General features: G+C 63.0%; 18 protein-coding genes. 6 read left to right on the plus strand and 12 right to left on the minus strand.

Annotated elements, in window-relative coordinates:
• Positions 1–215: 215 nt before the first annotated feature.
• Positions 216–554: a hypothetical protein gene (locus tag NFR41_RS08405; protein WP_251231484.1), complete on the minus strand. Its 339-nt coding sequence runs from the start codon at positions 552–554 to the stop codon at positions 216–218.
• Positions 555–620: 66 nt separating this feature from the next.
• On the opposite strand from NFR41_RS08405, the gene NFR41_RS08410 reads away from it, so the two are divergent.
• The gene (locus NFR41_RS08410) at positions 621–1,901 is read left to right on the plus strand and encodes a helix-turn-helix domain-containing protein (protein ID WP_251231485.1); all 1,281 of its coding nucleotides are present in this window, start codon (positions 621–623) and stop codon (positions 1,899–1,901) included.
• Positions 1,902–2,065: 164 nt separating this feature from the next.
• Positions 2,066–3,181: a DUF8462 domain-containing protein gene (locus NFR41_RS08415; RefSeq protein ID WP_160213474.1), complete on the plus strand. Its 1,116-nt coding sequence runs from the start codon at positions 2,066–2,068 to the stop codon at positions 3,179–3,181.
• A 312-nt stretch (positions 3,182–3,493) separates the two neighbouring features.
• Here the strand turns inward: NFR41_RS08415 and NFR41_RS08420 are convergent, their stop codons facing one another.
• The gene (locus tag NFR41_RS08420) at positions 3,494–4,933 is read right to left on the minus strand and encodes a helix-turn-helix transcriptional regulator (protein ID WP_251231486.1); all 1,440 of its coding nucleotides are present in this window, start codon (positions 4,931–4,933) and stop codon (positions 3,494–3,496) included.
• A gap of 265 nt (positions 4,934–5,198) precedes the next feature.
• Between NFR41_RS08420 and NFR41_RS08425 the strand changes: the two genes are divergently transcribed.
• Positions 5,199–6,881: an FAD-dependent oxidoreductase gene (locus NFR41_RS08425; RefSeq protein WP_251231487.1), complete on the plus strand. Its 1,683-nt coding sequence runs from the start codon at positions 5,199–5,201 to the stop codon at positions 6,879–6,881.
• A 217-nt stretch (positions 6,882–7,098) separates the two neighbouring features.
• Here NFR41_RS08425 and NFR41_RS08430 read toward each other — a convergent pair whose 3' ends face one another.
• Positions 7,099–7,692 carry a DUF3825 domain-containing protein gene (locus NFR41_RS08430; RefSeq protein WP_251231488.1) on the minus strand — a complete coding sequence of 198 codons (594 nt, stop codon included), beginning with the start codon at positions 7,690–7,692 and terminating at the stop codon, positions 7,099–7,101.
• Positions 7,693–8,133: 441 nt separating this feature from the next.
• Between NFR41_RS08430 and NFR41_RS08435 the strand changes: the two genes are divergently transcribed.
• On the plus strand, positions 8,134–8,493 hold the full coding sequence (locus NFR41_RS08435) for a YccF domain-containing protein (protein WP_251231489.1): 360 nt from the start codon (positions 8,134–8,136) through the stop codon (positions 8,491–8,493).
• A gap of 474 nt (positions 8,494–8,967) precedes the next feature.
• Here NFR41_RS08435 and NFR41_RS08440 read toward each other — a convergent pair whose 3' ends face one another.
• The 6 genes from NFR41_RS08440 to NFR41_RS08465 all read right to left on the minus strand — a co-directional run bounded on the left by NFR41_RS08440 (position 8,968) and on the right by NFR41_RS08465 (position 15,442).
• A complete protein-coding gene (locus NFR41_RS08440; RefSeq protein ID WP_251231490.1) occupies positions 8,968–10,308 on the minus strand; it encodes an MFS transporter in 1,341 nt (446 codons plus the stop codon).
• Between the two features lie 51 nt (positions 10,309–10,359).
• Complete coding sequence (locus NFR41_RS08445; protein WP_251231491.1) at positions 10,360–11,208, minus strand: dimethyl sulfoxide reductase anchor subunit family protein; 849 nt, start codon at positions 11,206–11,208, stop codon at positions 10,360–10,362.
• A complete protein-coding gene (locus NFR41_RS08450) occupies positions 11,187–11,786 on the minus strand; it encodes a 4Fe-4S dicluster domain-containing protein (RefSeq protein WP_160213480.1) in 600 nt (199 codons plus the stop codon). The genes NFR41_RS08445 and NFR41_RS08450 overlap by 22 nt, the downstream gene beginning before the upstream one ends.
• Positions 11,787–11,788: 2 nt before the next feature.
• The gene (locus tag NFR41_RS08455) at positions 11,789–14,125 is read right to left on the minus strand and encodes a molybdopterin-containing oxidoreductase family protein (RefSeq protein WP_251231492.1); all 2,337 of its coding nucleotides are present in this window, start codon (positions 14,123–14,125) and stop codon (positions 11,789–11,791) included.
• A 182-nt stretch (positions 14,126–14,307) separates the two neighbouring features.
• Complete coding sequence (locus tag NFR41_RS10515; protein ID WP_160213482.1) at positions 14,308–14,508, minus strand: 4Fe-4S binding protein; 201 nt, start codon at positions 14,506–14,508, stop codon at positions 14,308–14,310.
• Entirely contained in the window at positions 14,489–15,442 is a 954-nt protein-coding gene (locus NFR41_RS08465; RefSeq protein ID WP_160303727.1) for a LysR family transcriptional regulator, read from the minus strand. The genes NFR41_RS10515 and NFR41_RS08465 overlap by 20 nt, the downstream gene beginning before the upstream one ends.
• A gap of 526 nt (positions 15,443–15,968) precedes the next feature.
• Between NFR41_RS08465 and NFR41_RS08470 the strand changes: the two genes are divergently transcribed.
• Positions 15,969–17,306 (plus strand): MFS transporter, encoded by a 1,338-nt coding sequence (locus tag NFR41_RS08470; protein WP_251231494.1) that lies wholly within the window; start codon positions 15,969–15,971, stop codon positions 17,304–17,306.
• A gap of 67 nt (positions 17,307–17,373) precedes the next feature.
• On the opposite strand, the gene NFR41_RS08475 is transcribed toward NFR41_RS08470, so the two are convergent.
• Positions 17,374–19,086 (minus strand): helix-turn-helix transcriptional regulator, encoded by a 1,713-nt coding sequence (locus NFR41_RS08475; protein ID WP_251231495.1) that lies wholly within the window; start codon positions 19,084–19,086, stop codon positions 17,374–17,376.
• 426 nt (positions 19,087–19,512) lie between these two features.
• On the opposite strand from NFR41_RS08475, the gene NFR41_RS08480 reads away from it, so the two are divergent.
• Entirely contained in the window at positions 19,513–20,349 is an 837-nt protein-coding gene (locus tag NFR41_RS08480; RefSeq protein ID WP_251231496.1) for a deoxyribonuclease IV, read from the plus strand.
• Between the two features lie 204 nt (positions 20,350–20,553).
• Here the strand turns inward: NFR41_RS08480 and NFR41_RS08485 are convergent, their stop codons facing one another.
• Together NFR41_RS08485 and NFR41_RS08490 are read right to left on the minus strand one after the other, a co-directional pair.
• The gene (locus NFR41_RS08485) at positions 20,554–22,143 is read right to left on the minus strand and encodes an FAD-dependent oxidoreductase (protein WP_251231497.1); all 1,590 of its coding nucleotides are present in this window, start codon (positions 22,141–22,143) and stop codon (positions 20,554–20,556) included.
• A gap of 206 nt (positions 22,144–22,349) precedes the next feature.
• A complete protein-coding gene (locus NFR41_RS08490) occupies positions 22,350–22,991 on the minus strand; it encodes a hypothetical protein (RefSeq protein ID WP_251231498.1) in 642 nt (213 codons plus the stop codon).
• Between the last annotated feature and the right edge of the window lie 129 nt (positions 22,992–23,120).

The raw sequence follows: 23,120 nt of genomic DNA on the forward strand, positions 1-23,120 counted from the left end.
CCTTTACTAAAAGTTGGTTATCTTTCCCGGCTCTCTGCCGCCTTGCCTTCCGCCTGCGCTTTCTCCCGAAAAATCGACCTGTTACTCCGAATCCGAAAACGTCGAAGGAGGGGGCGCGAAACCTCAATAACCAACTTTTTGGTACCGTCCGTTTGCCACGTTGCCCTATCATGGTCAGCCGAGAGCAACAGCCGCAGACCGCAATGCAGGCGCTCTCAAGCCACCGGCGAACAAAGGGTACAGACATGGCCGAACCCCAGAAGCGCGTCGAGCGCAGCAAAGCTCGCGAGGCAGCCGCCCCGCAAAAGGATTTCGAGCCGCTGGCTGCTTTGCCGAAGCTCGAACGCAAGCGCCTGGGGCTGCTTTTGCTGTCTTCGCTCTGTCTGCTCGTTTCCTTCACGCTCTTTCACGAGGTCGGACGCTTCTACATAAAAGTTGTCCCGAGCACGATGCTTTTCAGCAGCTTCGTGCTCTGCCTCTTTCACTCGCTCGGCGTTCTCCTGGGCGCGCTTTTCATGATCGTCCCGACGACTTCCCGCTGGCTGACCCTGCATGAGAGCGTCTTCCTGCGAATCGCGGGATGGGGACTGGCGGCCTTGTCCGCGGGCTGCCTTTACGCTGTGGCCGTTTCGAAGTCGGCCGCGGGACTGTGCCTGTTCGGCACCTTGGGAAGCGCCGTTTGCACCATGCTGATCGCCCTTCTTGTCTGCCAGCTGCAAGAACTGCCGGTCAGAACCATCGCATACGGGCTCGCCCTAAGCATCGGGGTGTGCGCTTTCGCCAACTACCTGCTGTTCCCCCTTGCAGCCCGAGAGCTTCCCGCCGCGGCGGCGCTGGCGTTCCACGTTGCGACAACCGTGTGCGCCGCCATCTTTCTCTCCCAGCTTGCTCGGACCGGCGATGACACCGCAGGAACCTCGGCCATAGGCGCTGCCTCCCCCTCTCGTGTAGCAGCAGACGACACCCCTCCCGCCGTTGTGGCCAAATCATCCTCGTCAACGACCACAATGGACGACCAAAGCGGCGAAGAAGGGCAAACGGGCGAAAGCGTCACGCAAGGAGGTGGCTGGCCGCACCTCAAGCGAGGGCTTCCGCTGGTCGTGCACCTGCTGGCCTACGGATTTGCCTTCGGCTTGTTGCATGTCACAATCGGCATCTTCGGGCTGCTAGGGCCCGAACGCGATGTGCTTGAACTGGTGGGCACCCTTCTGGCGGCTGTGCTGGTCCTTGCAACCTATGTAAGGAACACGCCCACAGCGCGCGAGGTATGGACGAACATGCGGCGGCTGACGTTTCCCCTGCTCTCGGGATTCGTCATCGCTCCCGCCCTTATGCACAGCGTCGCCGCGTCCGTTTTCGCCGAGGCCGCCACCTGCTACTACGGCTGCCTGTTCGTGCTAGGCTGCATATTCATGATGCGAGAGACCGTAGTGGCGCCCCTGTGCGTTGTCGGCGGCGGCATGGCGTTTCTGAGTGCCGGCCTTGTCGTCGGGTCGATCTGCGGATTCCTGCCCTTCGTCCTCAACCGCACCGACGACCAGCTCCTGCTTTCGGCGTCCATCATGATCGCGTTCGTCGCCACCACCATCGGCACGTTCTGGATAGGCGACGACCACGCGCTGCGAACCTGGTGGGGCCTGCGACGGAACTACACTGCCAAGCAGTACCAGGACCAGCTGATGCGGAAGCGCTGCGAGCAGGTTGCCCGCGAGTTTAACCTGTCGGAACGCGAGCTTGAGGTGCTGCTGCTCCTGGCTCAGGGCCGGCGGGCTGCGCAAATCAAAGACGACCTGTTCATCTCCATCAACACTGTGCGCGTCCACACCCGCAACATCTACAACAAGCTGGACGTTCACTCCGTAAAGCAGCTCACCGACATCGTGGAAAGCGTGGTATTATAGCGCTCCTTCCGCTCCCGCCGCTCCTTCAGCCGCACCAGGCTGCCGGCCCAGCAGCGTCGGATGCCAAGCAGCTGTAACGCCTCGACAAACGCATTCGCCTAAACTTGCAAAAAATGCCTAAAAATGCAAAAATCGCCTAAAGATGCAAAACGATAAGGAGCGCTATGGTCTCTGCTAGCAAAAACCCCTTCACCCCGACTTTCGGAAGAGTGCCCGCCCTCATGACCGGCCGAGAGCAAATACTTGCTGAAATGACGCGCGCTTTCGAAAGCGGACCGGGCAATCCAAACCTCTCAACCATTTTCGCCGGCGCACGCGGCACGGGCAAAACCGCGCTGCTGCTCCACCTTTCTCGCGTTGCGCAGGAACAGGGATGGATCTCCGTCAATGTCAGCTGCATTCCCGGAATGCTCGAGGATATTGCGCAACAGGCCTACGAAGCTGCCGCGGATCTGGTCGACCCCTCCGAACACGCACGTCTTCGAAGCGTGACGATTGGTTCGGTAGTGGGCGTAGAATGGGATAACCCCGAAGTGCCAGCGGGAAATTGGAGGACTCGCATGTCGCGCCTGCTCAAGGCGCTCAACGCCCAGGACATCGGACTCGTTATAACGGTTGACGAGGTGCAGCCGAACTTGGACGAGATGATTCAACTCGCCTCTGTGTATCAACACTTCGTCGGCGAAGAGCGAAAGGTGTCCTTGCTACTCGCAGGTCTCCCTGGCAAGATGTCATCCCTGCTCAGGAACGAATCAGTTTCGTTCCTGCGCCGCGCGAACAAGCACACGCTCAGGCCGATTGCCGACGAGGAAATCGCCATAGGCATCCGCTATACCGTTGAAGAGGGTGGTCGCACGATACAGGCCCCAGCCATCGAGGCAGCCGTGAAAGCTAGCGAAGGGTTTCCCTACCTCATGCAGCTCGTCGGTTTTCAAAGCTGGGAGCAGCGACCCCATGCAGACGAGATTACTCTCGACGATGTCAACCTCGGCGCAGCGATGGCCCGCAAGAATTTCGTCGAGCGCGTACTGGAAGCAACCTACTTCGACCTGTCCCCCAACGACGTTCGTTTTCTGCAAGCCATGCTTGAGGATCCTGAAGAAAGCCGGCTCGCCGATATTGCTGAGCGTCTGGGCGAGGCGAGCAACTACACTAGCACCTACAAGCGGCGCCTGATAGAACAGGGCGTCATTGGAGAGAGAGGCCCGTCGTTCGTGGCCTTCGAGCTCCCCGGCTTCCGAGACTACCTTGCACAGAAGTGCGGCCCGCTGAGCAAGTAGGGCGCCTTCCCGCTTGCATGCAGCCGAAGACGAGGTGGCGGCATCCTCTCCCTTTGCCTGTCTCAATCTGGCCGCCACCCCTTCCCCGCGTTTCCTGCCGCTCCTTCCGCTCCTTCCGCCGCTGGCGGCGCTTCGCATTGGTGCTGTCCCCAATGATCAAGTTGACGGTTGTGCAGCGCACAAGCGGCTTTTCTACCAACTCGTCTGACCAGGCATTATGCAGTGTTTTACCAGCTCACAAGCTTGTCGGGTTAATGCACGAGTTGCCGGTTGTGCGGCGTGCAACCGGCAACCCGAGCGCATCGCCAATCCCTATCTCAGGCGCTCCACGGTGTCGATGAGGTCCTGCTTGGTGTGAACGCCTGTTTTCTGGTAGATGCCCTTCACGTGCGACTTCACCGTCTCCTCGGTCACCACCAGCTCCTTCGCAATGCGAGCGCGAGAATAGCCGCGGATCAGCAGCAGGAACACGTCGGTTTCCCGCGGCGACAACGCGAAGCGCTCCGCCGCTGCCTTGTAGCTCTGCTCCGGAAAGACGCCGTCCTCGTGAACCGGAGTCTCGGACGCCGGGCGCACTCCCTCCCATCCTTCAGCGGAAAACGCAATCCCCTTCGAGAACACCGCGAACAGCACCGTCCCGAAAAGCGCCAGGCCCGAGGCTATCTGCAGGTCGAAGGTCGGGGCCATAAGCGACATAGCGTCGGCGCTCAGCACGAACCCCACCAGCTTGCTCGCCTGCATGGACGCAAGGCCGCAGGCAACCAGCCACACCGACGACGCCCCCTCGCGCCCCGCGAAGAACACCCAAAGCGACCACAGCACGATATAGATGTACTCGTAGCCGAACCGGTAGGCCGCCGTGCCTGCCAGCGACCACGCGCCGGACAGCGGGAGCAGCAGAAACCCCAGCGCCACAAGGGGCAGCGCAATCCGATAGGCCAAGCTTCCGAAATCTTCCTTCCTTCGGGAAACCGCGAAGTACGCCCATACGCACGCGGCCATGACGAAGGCCATGCCAACAACAAGCCGCACGCCGTCCGCGTCCGGGCCGCCGTCCGTCGCGGCGAACCCGCGCATGGCGCCGAACGAGAACCCGAAGAACAGGCCCAAGGCCAGCACGTCCTTGGGAAGTCCGGGAGAATCCTGCCCCTCATGATTGGTCCTGGACAGCAGCAGCATGCTCCGCGACACCTGCGATCGGTACAGCACAAGCTCCATCAGCGGAAAGGCCAGCACGAGCACCTGGACCCACCCTATCGGGAGGAGTCCCAAGGCAATATGAGCGAGCGCCGCCAGCCCGCTGGACGCTGCGAAGTACACGGCGCAGTCCCTGGTACCCAGCGCCACCAGCGTCTCCCCCCACAGCAAGAGGAACATTCCCGCGCCAGCGCCGGTGAGCAGCCCGGCCATCACCTCGACCAGCGCCGTCGGGTTCCCGAACAGAACAGACACGTAGCGCGACGCAAGAAACGTGCCCAAGAACATGAGCAACGCAGCAACAACGGCCACGCCTTCCCGTTTGAACAGCGCACGTCCGCCTTTGTACCACGTAGCGAAACCCGTCAGCACGAGAGCGTTCGCACCGAGCGAAAGCGTATAAAGCGGATCGGGCAGAAGCGCGAAATCGACCAGGTTGCCCGTAGGGGTGGCGAAAAGCGAGCCGGTGAACATGAGCCATCCCCAGGCCACATGCACGGCATTCCCCACCAGAACACGCCATACCACCTTGCCGTCTAAAACAGAAAGCCCCATCCCAGCTCACCCCTTCTTCCGCTGTGCTCCATTGTACGGAAGCAATCACCCGCGCTACCCGGGGAATCCTCCCCCATTTCGGGGGGAAGTTGGCTTTTCGCGATGATTTCCCCCGCCGCGGGGAAAGCAGGGGGGCGGCATCCTCTCCTACCATCAGGCCAGAGCGGCACCAACTTCGGGGAGGGCGCCGCATTCAAAGAATCTGGGGCGCGGAAAGAAACACCACTCGCAAAGCGCCTCGGCCTGAGAGAAGGAGGGATCAACCATGTTGAATCGCAGGGACTTTCTGAAAGGTTCCGCATTCGGAATCGCTGGAATCACCGGAGCCGTGGCGCTTGCCGGATGCGCCAGCGCGCCGCAAGGACAGCAGAGCGCCGCGCAAAACCCGACAGACGCAGGCGCCGAAGAGCGCACAGGCCTGCAAGCTACCGCCGAGGCGGCGCAGAACACCGAAGCGCGCAAGGTGTCGCTGGTGGAGTTCGAAGCGGACGTTGCTCCCAAGGTCACCGAAACCAAGGAGTGCGACATCGTGGTGCTGGGCTCGGGCGCCGGTGGTCTGGGGGCCGCGGTGAAGGCCGCGCAGCTGGGCGCCAAGGTCATCCTCCTGGAAAAGGGCAGCGAACTGGGCGGAAGCACCAACGGCACCGAGGGCATGTTCGGCTGGGGCAGCTCGCTTCAGCACGAGACCGACGGTGTGGAGCTGCCGCTGGTGGCCGAACTCATCCAGGACGAGCTCACCTATTCCAACTACCGCATCGACGCGGCGCTTTGGAACCGCTTCATCAACGCATCGGGCAAATCCGTGGACTGGCTGCGCGACCTGGGCTACCAGTTCGACCGCGTGGACGTGTACAAGGGCCAGATCAGCGCATTCAAGTGCTACCACTGGTGGGCCGAAGAGAAGGGCTCCACCATGATCGCCCACCTGGCCGACGTCGCCGCCGGCCTGGGCGTCGAGATCATCACCCAAGCCCCCGGAGTGGCCCTCATGACCGAAGATGGCAAGGTGGCCGGCGCCTACGCGCACAACGTTGCCGACGACAGCTACTTCGCCGTGAAAGCCAAGGCCACCATTGTGGGCACCGGCGGATTCGGCCTGAACAACGCGCTCATCGAGCAGCTTACCGCCTGGGACATGACCTACGGAACCACCCGTTCCACCGGCACCGGCGACGGCGTCATCATGGCCGAGGACGTGGGGGCGGGCACCTACATGACCTCCATCCTGCCGCGCACCGCCGTGGAGGGCTACACCGTCTACGACGAAATCGCCATCGGCTGCTGCGACAACCCGCTGCTGTTCGTCAACGAGAACGGCGACCGCTTCATGAACGAGGGCACCTACGTCACCAGCTACATGGCGCTGTACGTGAACTCCATCATCAGCCAGAAGCACGCCTACACCCTGTTCGACCAGGCCATGATCGACCGCTTCATGAGCGGCGAGGGCATCCTCAGCGGCTGGCGCAAGTACAAGGCCGGCGCGCAGCTTCCAGAATTCCAGTCGCAGCTGGACGAATGCCTGTCGTCGAAGCGAGGCAACGTGTTCAAGGGCGACACCGTGGAGGACCTTGCGAAAGCCATGGGCGTGGACCCGGCGAACCTGAAGGCCACGGTCGATCGCTACAACAAGCTGTGCACCGACGGCTTCGACGAGGACTTCCTGAAGGGCGCCGAATTCCTCATCCCCGTGCAAACCGGGCCCTTCTACGCAGTGCGACAGGATCCGTCGGTCACCAACACCATCGGCGGCTTGGACGTGAACTACAACAACGCCGTGGTAGACGTGAACGGCGAAGCCATCCCCGGGCTGTACTGCGTGGGCGTTGACGCTTGCAAGCTATACAAGGAGACCTACAACTACGCCATGTCCGGCGGCCTAGTAGGATACTGCCTGTACAGCGGCCTAAACGCCGCCGAACACGCCTACGAAGAGGCGCTGGCATAAGAGTACGAACTAGGCGTGTACGAGAGCGCGCACCCCGCCACGCACTGCGACGAAAAGCTCGCGCCGGCGAATGAAAGGCCCGCACCTCCCTCTCTCCGAATCCGTAAGATGGACTCTCCGTGGGAGGTGCGGGCCCTCTCGATAATCGAGTTGCCTGTTGTGCGATGTTTTCCCGTGCCGCAGCGCCCACAACCGACGGCCTGCGGCGCACAACGCTCTAGCGAGCCGAGTTCGCCGGGGCTATCCACGACGCTTCGGGGCGCGCGATAAGCCGCGCGTTGCTGTAGGCCCACTCAAGCGTCAGGCAGGTGCGGCCCGCGTAGTAGCCGTTTTCGCGCTGAATCGCCAGGGCAATCTCCGGCTCGTCCGACGTCAGGCACAGCGGCAGCAACAACTGAATGCGCCCGTTGTAATACTGAGGAACCGCCAGCATGTAGTTCGCCGCGGCGCGCCGTTCGGCCTCGCTTACGGCGCCTTCGAACACGCGATGGAGCAGAAAGGACTGGTCGTCGCCTCGTAGCGCCTCCGGTATGCGCTCCAAATTGCGCTCGTCGCCCAGGATGTGGTCCACGTTCACGCGGATGGGTAGGCGATAGTCGTAGATAAGATCGGCCGGGTTGTCGGTGAAGCGCACGCGCTGAGGCAGCTCGGGGATTTCGTTCAGCGCATGATCGCTGGTTTTGAAGAACCCTTCCAGAAACCAAGGCTGCGCGTTCTCGCGCCTGTTGGGAACGAACAGCGCGTAGATGCTCTCGTAGCGATCGGTGTACAAGCCCGTGTCGAAGCACGCGTACTCTTCCGTCTGCAGCAAATACGGGGCCCGCCCTCGCCGAGGCTCTCTTTGCGATTCTGCAGTTGAGCAGCGCGTTTGAACAGGAAAATGACGTAGTTCTTCAGAATGCTCAGGCCGGGACCCCAGTCCTCATCTGCAGCCAAGGCCGCCAGCTCCTCGTTTTTCGGCTCGTAGCAGAACGCAAACTCGTAAAGCTCGTCGGTAACGGCCATAGCTCGATGATCCTTCCTGTCGCTGGGCACCCAGAGGGGACACGCGCGTTGCTCCCTTCTAAAATCCATTTCGCAAGCGCTCCTGTCAAGCCCGAATCTTGCATGTCTCCCCGTAACGGGCAATCGATCTTCTTCTGCTTCATGGAGAAATGCGCCTACTTGCTCTCAGCTATGACGCTTGCAAGCCCGTGCTGCTACCCTTCTGAAGAAGAGATTTCACCCCACACCGCGCACCCGAAGGAGGGCCATGTCCACCATCGCGAACGTCATCTGGATTATCTTCGGCGGCCTGGCTACGGCTATTTGGTGGTGCTTCATCGGTCTCATTTTCACCATCACCATCGTGGGCATTCCGCTGGGACGCCAGTGCTTCAAGATGGCGGCGCTCACCCTGGCGCCCTTCGGCAAGACGGTCACTTACGGCGGCGGCGCGCCCTCGCTCATCGCGAACGCGTTCTGGGTGATTCTAGCCGGCATTCCCATGGCTCTTGTTTACGGGCTGCTGGGTGTGCTGTACTCCATCACCGTCATCGGCCTGCCCGTAGGCCTGCAGTGCTTCAAGATGGCCAAGCTTTCCCTGCTGCCCTTCGGCGCCGTCGTGCGCTAACCGACCAGCTCGTTGCGGCCCGGCGCCATTGGCAGGCGTTGGCAGAGAAACGTCTTCCGCGACACAGCTCTGGTAGAAACACCCCTGGCGGCGCATTCTTTGGCAGAAACGTCTCTTGCGACGATCGCAGCGGTAGAATCGTCGTTCTCGCGCCATCAAATTGGCAGGATCGTCATTTTCGCACCCTTAAATTGGTAGAACCGTCGCCTATTTTTCGGCGACCTGGGGAAACGCTTTTGAAAGCGACGATTCTACCAATTCGGGACCGCAAAAATGACGGTTCTACCAATCTGGGAACACAAAACGGCGGTTCTACCAATCCGCACAACAAAGCGAGCCCCCGGAGAATCCCGAGGGCTCGCTTATCGTAAACAGCTCGCTGCCGTACCTTCCGCAAACGACTCGCTGCCGCACCGTCCGCAAGTGGGTCTCCACTGCGCCTTCCGCAAGCGAGTCGACCTTAGCGGCTCGACCTTACGCCTTCTTCGGGAAGCGAACGAGGAAGCCGGCCACGCAGCCTACCAGGCAGATCACGGCCACAACTGCGAACATGGTAGCGTAGGTGCCGGTAGCGTCGAAAACAGCGCCTGCGATAGTGGGCACCAGGCCCGAGAACAGCGACAGCAGAAGAAGCACCGTGCCGATGATCTTGGGGAAGTTCACAATGCCGAAGTAGTTGGCGAAGGCCGTCGGCATAACGGAGGTGTTGCCGCCGAAGCCCAGTCCCAGCAAGATGTAGTAGACATAGAGCATGACCACGTCGCCCGGCTGAGCCAGGAACGCGCACAGAGCACCGATAGCCGTGAGCAGTGCGCAAGCGCCCAGGATGCGAGCCGGCTCGATACGGTCGGCCAGCGGAGCGATGACCAGGTTCACCGCCACGGCAGCAATGCCCTGTACGGCCACGGCACCAGCGATAACGCCCGTGTCGATGCCCAGGCCGCCGAAGTGCAGCACGCCGGAGGACACCGCCATGTTCAACGCCACGAAGATGGAAAGCGCCGCTATCAGAAGCAGCCAGAACGCAGGGGTCTTGAACGCCTGACCCTGGGTGAGCGACGTCGGATTCTTGAACACGCCCGCCCGCTTGTCGGCCAAAGCAGCAGCCTCAGCCTCGGTAGCCGGCGACTCCACACCAGCGCCAGCAGCCCCAGCGCCCGCAGCCACAGCGGCAGCCTTCTCAAGCTCAGCCGCGGAAAGCCCGTCGGGATTCTGACCCATATCGGAGGGCTTGTTGCGCATGAACAGGAACGCCACCGCCAACGAAATAACACCCATTACCGAGATAAGGAAGAACCCCATGGGCCAGTTCCCTTCGGCGCCGATGGCCGCGTTGGTGATCAGCGGGAACGAGAACGCCACCACGCCGCCGAGACCCATGGTCACCGCCATAGCCAGACCACGTTTCATAACGAACCAGTTGCCGATGGTCGTCTGCGTTGCCACCTGCCCGCCCAAGGTGCTGGAGAAGCTCAGCAGCACGCCGAACAGCACGATGTAGGCCGCAGTGCTCGCCCCGGCGAAGAAGCCCAGCAACACGCCCGTCAGAATAATGAGCGCCGACGAGGCCAGAAACGCGTTCTTCGCCCCGTACTGCCCCACGAACTTGCCGATCAGCGGCCCGGGCAGGCCCTGCATCAGGATAAACACGGTGAAGCCGATGCCGATCATCGTACGGTCCATGCCCACCGTAGGATCCAGCGCCATCACCGGAATGGTAATCTGCGCCGCCGCCAAGCCGAAATTGCCCAGCAGCGCATACAGCACCGCCGTAGCCACAACAACCTTCCAACCGTAGAACTTCTTCTCGGTCATTACGGTATTCCTTTCATCAGCACCCCAGGTCAACCCAAAGGCGCATGCCGTTTACATGTCCAGGTTCAAATCCACCGGATACATGGGGAACATCTTCACCTTGCGGGCGCCCTTGAAGAACAACACCGTCCACGCGGCAATGCCCACGGCGCTGGCAGCCCACGCAACGGCCGCGAGTGCAACCGCCGCCGACGGCACCACGAATACCAGGGCCAAGCACACCACAGGCACCACAGCGCCCGCAGCCAGCCAGGTCGCGAACGGCCCGCGATAGGGCTCCTCCATGACGTCCACGTTCACGCCGTAGCCAACGCTGCGCATGCGAACCACGTAGGCGGCCTGTACAATCACGCAGACCACAGTGCTCACCAGGGCGATCACCACGAACATAGTCGGCACCAACCCGGCCGCGGCAAGCCACAGCACCGCCACGCCGATGGCGCCCGCCTCCAACGCCGTCAGCAGGAACAGCACCAGCACGAAAGGAGTGTTCCACGCCGGGCGCGACCCCATCTGGTAGGCCAAGCCCGTGCACACCAGGAACGCTCCAGCCAGAATCGCGGTTACCGCGCCCACGAACGCCGTCGCCACGCCCAGGTCGAACAGCGTGCCGTTCAGCGCGCACACCAGCAGCGCCACGCCCAGAAACGGCGTGATGAGCGCTTCCTGGGTCAGGTGCGACTTCAGGTTCGAGAACGCGTTGAAGAATCGCTGCGGACGTTGCAGGTGGAAGACGGAAGCGATGCCTCCCACGGCCAGCAGCGCCAGCGTGATCCAAGCCACCACAGACAGCGGCACCGGGGAGCCCGCATACACTTGCCCGACAAAGGCGCAGATGAACAAACCCAGTCCCACGCGCTGGCAAACGGTGGAGATAACTAGCGGCCAATGGATTTGCATAGCGTCTCAGCTCCTTTCCGCGGGAGCAGGTACACCACAGAGGGCTTGTTCCCAAATTCGGGATGCACCCGGTAGGCGCGATCCTCGTTGTCCTTCAGAATCTGCGACACCCGGCTGTCAGGATCGTTCAGGTCGCCAGCCACACGGCAGCCCGTCGTGCAGGTGTAGGCGCACATGGGCTGCTCGCCCTTTTCCAGACGGTGCACGCACAGAATGCACTTCTCCACGGTCTTCGTGTTGGGGTTCAACGTACGCGCCTCGTAGGGGCAAGCCCAAATGCAGTACTGGCAGCCGAAGCAGAGGTTGGCGTCCACCAGCACCACGCCATCGTCGGTCTGATAGGTAGCCTTCGTGGGACACACGCTGATGCAGCTGGGGTTTTCGCAATGCATGCACTGGTTGGGGAAGTAGAACATCTCCAGCGCATCGGGATAGGTGCCAATGGGGCCCATGCGGTACACCCGCTCCCAGAACACGCCCAGATCGACGTTGTTTTCCATCTTGCACGCAACCGCGCAAGCTTGGCATCCCGTGCATTTATCCAGGTCGATGACCATTCCGTAATGCTTTTCCGCCATGGCTACTCACCGCCTTCCTTCTTGACGATGCGACAGAGCGTGCTGCGCAAGCCCGGCGTCATGAAGTCGTCGCTGTAGGCGCGCGAGCCGGTGATGACGTTGGCGTTGCACATGTCGTCGGGATAGTCCGGCAGGTTCAGCTCCTTGCACCCTTGCCACCAGCCGTGGGGAATGACGCACACCCGCGGGTCCAGGCCGTCGGAAGGCCGCGCCTTCATGGTGATGCGACCCGTGGGCGATTCGATCCACACCCATTCGCCGTATTCGATGCCCAGCTCCTTGGCCACCGAGGTATGGAAGATGACCTGGGGCTCGGGAACAATCTCGCGCAGCGTGGGGATGCCGCGGTAGGCCGAATGGTAGTAAATCGGGTACCGGCGCCCAGTGATAGCCGTCAGCGGGTAGTCCTTGGCCACTTCGGGGGTGGAGTACACGCTCTCCTTCGGCTCGTTGGCCCCGGGGAAGGGGCTACCGCCTGCCACCAGGTTCACCACGCAGTACAGCTCCACGCGGCCCGAGGGCGTGGCGAATCCGTTCTGCTGATAGTTGCGCGAGGGGGTGGGCTCCAGGTGATGAATCCAGTTGTCCTTCAGCTCGTCCCAGGTCACACCCGCATGAGTCTGCTCCAGCTGCCAGTCGAAGAGCTCCTCGTCGGTTTCCCAAGGCCACCATTCTGGATTCAGGCGATTGCCCAGCGTGCGCCAGAACCACACGTCGCTGCGGCGCTCGTACAAGGGGTCCACGGCCCGCTGCTGGGCGAACACCCACTCGCTGCATACCTCGTCGGCCAGGTAGTCACGCTCGGTCCAGTGGGTGGACGGCAACACCAGATCAGCCAGCTCGCAGGTGGGCGACATGTAATAGTCCATGCACACCAGCAAATCCAGGCTCATGAGCGCCTTGCGGACGAACTTCGTGTCCTCCGACCAGGAAAGCGGGTTTCCCTGCACCATGATGTATCCCTTGATGGGGTACGGCTCACCGGTGATCATGGCGTTGAAGATCATGTTGGTGTTGCCCGAACCGTTGAGGTAGCCCGGGGACCGATCGTCGACCATACGCAGCTCGGTGGCGCTTTCGGGGCTTGGGCCCGACAGGGTGAACATCTGGGTCCAGAACGGCATGGACAGATTGCCGCCCTTCTTCTCGAAGTTCCCGCACAGCGCAATGATCATGAGGATCAGCTGGATGGTGTCCTTGCAATTGGTCTGCTCCTCGACCCCTTGGAACACGTTGATGGTGGCCGAGGGGGCAGTGGCGTAGGTGCGTGCCGAATCGCGAATGACGTCGGCGGGCACCCAGCACAGCTCCGACGCCTTCTCCGGCGTCCACGGCTCAACCAGCAGCTTCAGGGCGTTCCACACCGTGGTGACCGGGGCTTCGCTGCCGTCGGCCAGCTTCACCATGCCGCGGTAGTCCATGTCCTCGTCCACGCCGGGGGTATGGATGTCCACCATAGTGCCCGTGTTCTTGTCGAACACCAGCATACTCTGCGGATTGCCCTCCGGGTCGAGCAGCTGCGCGTTCAGCGGAACGTTGGGGCCTTCGATAAGGAGCATGGCCGCGTTGGTGTGCTTCTTCGTGAACTCGTGATCGTAGAGGTCCTCGCCGATGATGACGTTCAGCCACGCCATGGCCAGATACGGGTCGGAACCGGGACGCACGCCCACGAAATAATCGGCCTTGGCCGCCAGCGGATGCTCGAAGAAGGGGTCGATGACGATGAGCTTCGCCCCGCGGTCCCGACTACGCCCTATCTGTCCCGAGCAGTACGTGGCCTCGGTCCATACCGAGTTCGCTCCCCAGAACACGATGCAATCGGCGTTGTCGAAATCGCAGCCGTCGAAGATGCTGAAGCCGCCGGTCTGCACGACGGACTGCACCATCATGGGCACAAGGCAGATGTTGCCCGGCGCCTGGCTGTGATGCACCCGTCCCCCGGCGTTGCCCATGCGAGCCGTCCACTGATTCGTGCCGCGACCAGTTCCCTGACCATAGGCGATGGTCTCTGCGCCGTACTCGTTGGTGAGCGTCTGGATTCTGTCCACGAGCCAATCGAGGGCCTCGTCCCAGGTGATGCGCTCCCAATCCCCCGCACCGCGCTCCCCCTTGCGGCGCAGCGGCCAACGAAGTCGCTCGGGGTCGTAGAGAATCTTCGTGGCCGACAGGCCCTTTCCGCACAACCGGCCTTGGCTGCGCGGGTCCTCCGGGTTGCCCTTCACGCTGACCAGGGTGCCGTCCTTGTCTACCTCGCACAGCACGCCGCACTTGGCATGGCATTCGAAGCAGTTCGTCTTGACGATCTTCCCCCCGTCGGGCAACGGGATCTGCGAATTCATCCTTCCTCCTCTCGTCGGTTGCCCACTTGACTTTGGGCCTGCGAGCGGAAGGACGCACTCCGTCTGCCCTAGAGCGCAGGTCCGCGAAGGCGCAGGCCCATGGGGTCATTGTGAAAGGGGGAAGAGCTGCGGGCAAACAGCAAGCCGCGGCGTTCCCACAACAAATTACTGTAGGTAAATGCCTAGATAAACAGGCCTTTTCGCTTAACGATGGCACGAAGTTTGCACGCCTGTACACAGCAGCCGCAATCGGTGCAGCGCCCGGGGTCGATGACGGCCTTATGGCTCTCGTCCTCGCTCATAGCCCCCGCCTCGCACACCTTCAGACAGCTTCCGCACGAACGGCACAGCTTGGGATTCACCTCATAACGCCACAGCTTCATCCGCTGCCCCCTCTCCTGGACGACGCTCCATGTAGGAGGCGCACGACGTGGCCAAATACCGCTCGAGGAAATGAGCGAACATCTCAGCCGAACTGCCCGAGGCTGGCGTTCCCAAAACACCCAGGCTGAAGGTAACCGACTCCTTAATGGGAACCGCGGCCGTTCGCAGGTCGGGCTGCTCCATGAACGCGGACAGCGAATCCGTGAACGTAACCGCCTCCCCCGAAGCCACCGCCCGGCCTATCATGGCCAGGTTCGACGTGCGCAGCAGCACGTTGGGACGACCCCCACCCAGCATGTGCCCCACCAAGCGAGCGAGGAATTCCTCGCCATAACAGGCAAGCGGGGTGGCCGCCAAATCCGCCGGCGTCACGAAATTCTTGCTCGCGAAAGGATGGTCCGCCGAACAGGCCACCATGAGTTCGCACTCCACCAGCGGAGTGAAATCGTTGCGCACCCGGTAGGCGATGCGTTCCATGAACGGCGATATGGCCACCAGATGCAGCACGTCGGCATCGTCGCGATCGTAGGACCGCACGATATCGAACAGGCTGCGCTCGATGATGCGGGGGCGATTGCCTGCCGCCATCGTTTCGTACTCCTGGAACAACGTGTCCAGGCGATTCACGACGAAGGGGCTGGCTATCACCGTAAGAGGCTCGTCGCCCAGGCTGCCGCTGCCCAGCGCCGCCGCGATCTGCATGCGCCGATAAGCACTCAGCGCCACAGCTGCCTCGCGAGCCACCGCCCTGCCCGCCGCCGTCAGCTGCAACCCGCTGGGCGTTCGATCGAAGAGCCGAGTTTCCAACTCGGTTTCCAGGCTTTTTACGATGGATGAGGCCCCTTGCTGCGAAATGAAATGCTGGCGCGCTGCGTGCGAAATGGAGCGATGCTGGGCAACGCTCAAGAACAACGACAGCGATTCCACGCGCATAAAAGCCCCTTTCCGCAGATGCGGGTTATTCCATCATGCCCCTTCGATGCGGAACTGACTCACGCCAGCGAACCCGCGCCGCCTCAGCCACCCTCAGCCCGCGCCGCGTCGGCCACACTCGACTCGCGCCGCCTCAGCCACCCTCAGCCCGCGTCTCCTCGACCTCCCCAACCCGCGCCGCCTGCACCGCTTTTGGCAGAAACGTCATTTTCGACATACTAATTGGTAGAATCGTCGCTTGCAAAACCTTTTCCCCAGGTCGGCCAAAAATAAGCGACGATTCTACCAATCCAGTACCGCGAAAACGACAATGTTGCCAGTCCGGAGCCGCAGAAACGGTGGGGGCCCGCCGCCATGGCCTTAAAAGTGGCAGTACCGTCACTCCAGAGCCGCAGAAACGACGGTGCTGCCAGTCTTGCAACGCCAAAACAACGTCTCTACCACTCGGCTGCCTCCAATTGCGCGAAACGAGACGCAGACCTAGAATGGGTGATCGCAAACAAGGACCCGACCAAGGCGTACATTCATGACCGGCGACAAAACTTACGATCGCACCGACGACACGATTCGCAGCAAAGCCGCTGCTTCCGCTTCTTCCTCCGAGTGCGCGAACGAACCTCGTGCACAGAAAGGGGAACCCTCAAAGGAGCCCCTGCTTTTCCTGTACGCCAACCTGTCGGCTGCTCGGCGGCGCGTCTGCTACGGTTTGCTGGTGCTGCTGGGTTTTTCGCTGGGGTGCTCGGAGTTCGTGGTCATCGGCATCGAGCCGGAGCTGGCCGAGGCCTTCGACTGCAGCCTGGCACGCGTGGGCGACCTCATCAGCTGGTTCGCCCTTTCCTACGCCATCGCCACACCGCTGCTGGCCATCTTCACCAGCCAGTTCCGCAGATCGTCGCTGCTGGCGGTGTATCTGTTCGTGTTCGTGGTGGGCAACCTCGTTTCCATGGTGGCCGAAAGCTTCGAGCTGCTGCTGGCGTCGCGCGTGCTCATGGGCGCCGTGGCCGGACCGCTGCTGGCCGTGGGCACCACCTATGTGCCCGACCTGCTGGGGCCGAAGCACTCATCCATGGGCATCTCCGTGGTTTACGCCGCGTTTTCCATTGCCCTTGTGTTGGCCACAAGCGCTGGCCGATTCATCGCCGAGTACCTGACCTGGCATATCGCCATGGAGGGCGCTTTCGCCTTCGCGCTGATCACCGCCATTCTGCTGCGCTTCATCATGCCGAAGAGCGCCCATGGCTCCGACGGCGTTGCCTCCCCCGCCAACCAGCTGCGACTGCTGAAAGAGCCCGCTGTGATTTTCGGCGTGCTGATTTTCCTGTTCGGCATCGGTGCTGTGTACACCTTCTACGGCTACGTAGCTCCTTACCTGGAGACCACCCTGGGGCTGAGCGCCGCGCAGTCGGGCGGTGTGCTGCTGGTGTTCGGCTGCATCTGCTTCGTGTCCGATATCCTGTCGGGCGTCATCGACCTGCGGTTCGGCATGAAGGCGCTGCCGCCCATCTTCGTTGCGCTTGCCGCCGCACTGTTCGGGCTGTGGCTTGCCGGCGCGAATGCGGCGCTTGCGGTTGCCGCCACGTTCGTCATCGCGCTGCTCATGTACTCGTTCTCCATCCCCTGCATCACCATGTTCATGGACGTAGCCCGCCGCAAACACCCCGGTGCCCTCATCCTGGCGGCGTCGGTGGAGCCCACGTCGTTCAACATCGGCATCTCCTTCGGCACCGCAGCCGGCGGTCTGGTGGTAACGAACCTGGGCCTGCAGGCGGTCGGGCTCGTGGGCGGCATCTTCGCGTTGCTGGCCTGCGCATGCTCGGTGGCGGCCATCGTTTCCTGGCGGAAGATCAGGGCGCTCACAAGGTAGCGTCGCGAAGCGGACGTTCCCACGGAGGACGCAACTCTATCGGCGGCGTCCGCTTCGCCCCGGGCGCCTAGCGGAACGATTCGTACAGGTCGATGAGCTCCTGCTTCGACCCCACTTCCAGCTTGCGGTAAATATGGGTGGTGTGGGTCTTCACGGTACCGGTGGTCACGAACAGCGCGTCGGCGATGTAGGGGCGACTGCGGCCGTGGGCCAGGTAGGCGAACACCTCGGCCTCGCGGGTGGTCAGGCCGTAAGCCTGGGCGAATCGGTCGAGCCGGTCGCGCTCAAACACCTCGGGGTCGCCCGGCTCCTCGGAAGCCGGCGCAACGACAGGGGGTGCGCTCGCGGGCAAGGACGTATCGGCTGGGGCTGCGGAAACTTCCGTGCGCGAAAACGCCTCGGAGGCAGATGCGGAAACCAGCGCCGGAGCTGGCTCGCGGGTCGTTCCGTCGATCTCGTCCCCCAGGTCGGCTTCGTCGTCGCCGGGCTCCGCCTCCGCGCCGGCGCCCATCTTCGTGCGAGAAAGGAACAGCTCCTCGCTGCGGCCCACGTGGCTCGTCACCATGTAGAACAGCACCAGAATGCCGAACCCGCAGGTAAGAGGCAGCATCAGCGATTCCTGGCGCGCAAGCTCGTACACCACGCGGCCCGCCAGAGAGCCCGCCAACACCACGCCGGCGACCACCGCCTGCCCCACGCTGAACGAGAACAGCGGCGCCATATCGAACCGCTGCGTGCTTCTGGTCATAATTACGTAAATCATAATCTGCAGGAACAGCGAGCATCCCTGGGCGAAGGCACCGCCCACCACGAAGCCTAAGCGCCCGAATACCAGCAGCACCAACAAGCCGAACACGGTTAGCGTGACCATGATATGGTACATGCTTCGCACCGAGAGGGAGTTGTGCTCGCGCAGCATCGCCAGCGAGGTGAGCACGCACACGATTGCCACCACCCACGCCCCGTTGTGGAAGATGTCGCCCGCGCTGCCCCGGGTCATAGTGGTCAGCAGCGAAGCCACCAGAGCACCCACGAACGACGCGGCAACCAGCACGCTCACGGCTCGCCAGGGAATGGCGCGCAGTCGCCATGTGCCCGCGGTCAGCTCCTCGGGGGAGGACGGCGCGCCCCGGTCAGCATGGGCGGCGGACTCGTCGGCGGGACCAAACACGTTGGAGGCAAGGCTGTGCCGGGCGGTGGCGTCGCTCATCCAGCATACCCACGAACCCAGGGGAAGCGCCAGCAGCACGCCCACAGCCACCTCGTTGGGAATCATCGCCATGGACAGGTAGATTGCGCTAGCAAGCAAAAACGAAACGACCACCAGCTGGCCCGAGCTTTTCGAACCCAGCGAGAACCGCGCGCCCCACGCGCCAACCATCACCACGGTGCATACGCCGGCAAACACGCTGGACGCGGCCACAAGTGCAAGCGAATGGATGCGCAACGCCACGAACAACCCCAATGTGGAAAGCGTCAAACCGCCCGCAGCGAGAAACGTATGGCCTGTTGAAAGACGAATTGGGCGACGATAGTGGGCGACAACCAGGCAAACGGCGAACACCATAGCCGCCGCCTGCAGCAGGTAGAAGCCCGTCTCAAGCTCCGAGCGCCCACGAATCGACTGCCCCGGCAGAAACAGCGCCGCGCTTAGGAACGTCGCATACTGCCACGCCCACAGCATGCCGGCGCCGCACAGGGTCTTGAACGCCGAGCCCCACGAGCTCGTCGGCCTCATCGAGCGCGCAAGGCCGCCCGCCCGCGCCCTCAACCGAGACACAACCGCCCCTCCGCTGTCCGCCGACTCAGCATGGTTGCGCCGAGCACGCCGGACGCCACCTGCCGCAGACGCCCCCGACCGCACGTCGGACAACGCGCCAGCCAGCCCGCCCCCACCAGGGCCGCGCTTTCGGGTTCTGTTTTCGCCGCTGTTCATGGCACGATTATAAAGAAGCCCGCCGCGCCAGCCCGAGCTCGTTTCCAAGCGGCAAGCTCTCTCCACGGAAATACTCCGAGCAGCGCAAGGAGCCTCGAGCACCGCGCGGCGGCGCAGGGCGAGGGGGGCGGGCAAGGAGGGCGAACTAAAGGCGCGGACGCCGCGGCTACCGCCTCTTGTCCGCCGCCACCGGAAGCCCTTGTGCTACCCTGTGCGCTAACTCTCGCCACCCAGGCGTGAAGCACACGCCCTCTCCCAAGGAGCCAGCTTATGATCACCATCGGATGCCATCTGTCCGCTGCTAAGGGCTATGCCGCCATGGCGCGCGACGCCGCCTCCATCGCCGCAAACACCTTCCAGTTCTTCACGCGCAACCCCCGCGGCGGCAAGGCCAAGGCACTCGACCCGCGCGACCTGGAGGCCTACCGGGCGGCTGCAGCTGAGGCGGGCATCACGCGCATCCTGGCCCACGCGCCCTACACGCTCAACCCCGCGTCATCGAAGCCAGAAACCGTCGCCTTCGCGCTGCAGACCCTTGCCGACGACCTGGCCCGCATGGACGAAGCCACGCCGAACCAGCTATACAACATGCACCCCGGCTGCCATGTGGGCCAAGGCACGGAAGCCGGCATCGCGCTGGTGGCCGACGCGCTCAACCAGGTGCTTCGGCCCGAGCTGACCACCACGCTGCTGCTGGAGACCATGGCCGGCAAGGGTTCGGAAATCGGCGGGCGCTTCGAAGAGCTGGCCGCCATCATAAGCCAAGTAGAACTGGCCGACCACGTGGGCGTATGCCTGGACACCTGCCATGTATGGGACGGCGGCTACGACATCGCCGGCAACCTGGACGGCGTGCTGGAGGAGTTCGACCGCGTGGTCGGCCTTAACCGCCTGAAGGCCATCCACGTAAACGACAGCCTGAACCCTCTAGGCGCCCGCAAAGACCGCCACGCCCGCATAGGGGAAGGCCATATCGGCACCGAGGCCCTCTGCCGCGTGGTGAGCCACCCGGCCCTGCGCCACCTGCCCTTCTACCTGGAAACGCCCCAGGACAGCCTGCAGGGCTACGCCGCCGAAATCGCCCTACTGCGCGCAGCGGCCGAATAGCGAACCATTTCGATAGCTTCGGGTTTTCTTGCCCCCGCCCGCCGTCTTTCTTGCCGAAGCAGCGCATACCGGGCAGGTTCGCACGCTTTTCTGCACGAACCTGCCCGGTATGCGCTGTTTTCCAACCGAAGCGCCCCGCAGAAACTCCACGGGGCGCATTTCTCGGTCGACCTTTAAGGTTTCGAAACTAGGCAGTAGCCGAAACTACTCGGCAGCCGCCTCGTCGCTCGGCAGGCTTGCCGCATCGGCGGCGGCGTTCGCACCGGCAAGACGGCCGATGATGGAGTAGCCGCTCATGACGCACCAGTAGTCGCCGTTCATGATGCCACCCGCCGCGCCCGGCACTGCGTACAGGCCGGCGATGGGAGTATCGGCTGTGCTGATAACCTGGGCATCGGTATTGATCTTCAGACCGCCGAAGGTAGCCATGATGCCGCCCACCACGGGAATCGCGTAGAACGGACCAGTCTCGATAGGAGCCGCCGGGAGCGTGCCCACATGGGGGAAATCCAGCTGGTCGGCCGTGCCCGCCTTCGCCGCCTCGTTGTACTCGGCAATGGTCCGAAGCATGGCGCTGGGGTTGAAGGCCACGCCGTCGGCAGTTTCGGCTACGATCTTGGCGCCCAGCTCTTCCAGCGTATCGGCCTGCACCACGGTCATGCCGCGCTCGATCATATTGTCGATGCGGTCGCCGCCGACCACAGCTGCGTTGAAGAACGCCGTCTGGCGGATGAGCTCGCGCAGGGCCTCGTCCAAGATAAGGTAGGCGCGAGCCATGGGCTGCTGCATGACCTCCTGGTTCACCAGCGAAGAGCCCAAGCCCTCGTTCACAAAGCGCTTGCCATTCACGTTCACGTACACGCCCACGCACTGGATGGAGTGCTCGGTGGTGCCGTAGTACAGCACGTGCGCCTCGTCGATATCGGTCAGCGCCTCGTAGCCCTCCGGCGTGTCGATGCCGCCCAGGTAGTCCATGGGCCACGGCTGCGGGTGGCCGTAGAACGAGCCGAAGCTACGGGACAGCTGTCCGCCCACTTCCACGCCCATTTTGATGCCCGAGCCGTCCAGATACGGAACGCACTGAGCCATGCCCAGGTCGGCGTGGCGGCCGATGTACTTCGTGCACATCTCCTTGTCGCACTGCCAACCGCCCGTGGCCAGGATGACCGCGCCGGCCTTAATGTCGTAGAGGCCCTCGGCGTCCTGCACGCGGATGCCCGTGGCACGACCGGTCTCGTCGGTGAGAATCTTCACGGCGCGGGTGCCGGTCAGCGTGGTGCCGCCCTTGTCGGTGAAGATCTGGCCGAACTGCTGCAGGTACTCGTCGGTGTAGCTCTTCGAACCCTCGGACGCATCGCGCTTGCCGCCCATCCACACATAGGGGCTGCCCGGGGCCAGCTCCTCGGTGGTCAAGCCCAGACCGTCGATCCACTCCAGGTACGGGGCCCATCCGTCGACCACCAGTTGACCCAGGGCGTCGTCGGACATAGCGGCCTTCTTCTTCACCTCGGCCCAATCGGTGCCGAAACGAGGACCGAACGCGCCGGCGGCGAAACGGCTGGTGCCGCCCACATTCTTTGACGCCTCGACCAGAATGACGTTGGCCCCGGCCTCAGCAGCGCTCACGGCCGCCGCCAAACCGCCGATACCGGCACCGGCGATGACCACGTCGCAGGTGTGCTTCGTCTCGTAGACGGGAGCGGCCTCTTCCGCCTCGGCGGCCGGCTGCTCGTTCGTGGCGCACCCGGCCAGCGCCCCCATGCCGGCCAGCGCCCCAACGCCAGCCGCCATCATGCCTGCTCCCTTTAGAAAGTCCCTACGCGTCTGCTCCATTTTTCCCCTTCCCTTCCTTGGGTTCAGAATCGGTCAGCCGCCCGGGCGCCCTGTGCGTCCGATTGAAACGGCTCAGTCCGATTGGAATGCTTTCCTTGACCCGCCAGCTGCGGGCGATGTAAAGGCTTGTTCTCGCCAGCGGCTCGCCTCCAGCGGCTTCCTGCCTGCTAGTGACAGGTGTTGCACTCGTACACACCGGCATGGTGGCACGAGATGCAGGTGGTCGCAGCGCCTGCGTCGGCCTTGTGCTCGCTATGGCAGTCGGAGCACTTGATGTCCGCATGGCCTGCGGTAAGTCCCATCACCTCGTGAGGATTCACCATGGTGCCGTTAGAGTCCACCAGCTCGGTCACGTCGGCGGTCAACGCCTTGAACTCGTCAGCGCTCATGTCGTGGCAACCGGAAGCCTGGCAGGCCTGCGCATCCACCGTGGTCTTCTTCAGCTTCTTGGGCATGGGACCTTCGGCAGTGGCGTCCTGGTGCACCGTGGACAGCGTCGACTCGTCGCTGTGGCAGGTGATGCAGGTAGCACCTGCCTGGGTTGCATGCGTGCAAGCCCGCAGCGAGCTGTCCTCGGTGGACGCCTGCTTGTCCTGGTGGCACACCCCGCAATCGATGTCCATGCTCCACATGCTTGCGTCGGCGGGCGTAGTCGGCGCGTCCTCGGCCGCAGTGTCGGCACCCTTCGGCTCGTCGCTACTCGCCGGGGCGCTCGGTGCCGGCGCGCAGCTGAAACACACCAGGCAAAGAGCTGCCGTTGCCGCCACGATCAAGCACTTCGTCGCCTTGCTGCGTCGCGCGCTGGCCATCCGGGCCCCACTCTCATCTTCGCCAGCTGCGGCCAGCCCGGCTGTTTCAACCGTAGCCGCCACATGTTCGCCAGCGCAGCTGCAAGGCGCGAAACCGTACGCTTCCCCGGCCGCCGCATGCCCCTGGCT

The sequence above is a fragment of the Adlercreutzia aquisgranensis genome, from assembly GCF_943193145.1.
GTDB lineage: Bacteria > Actinomycetota > Coriobacteriia > Coriobacteriales > Eggerthellaceae > Xiamenia > Xiamenia aquisgranensis.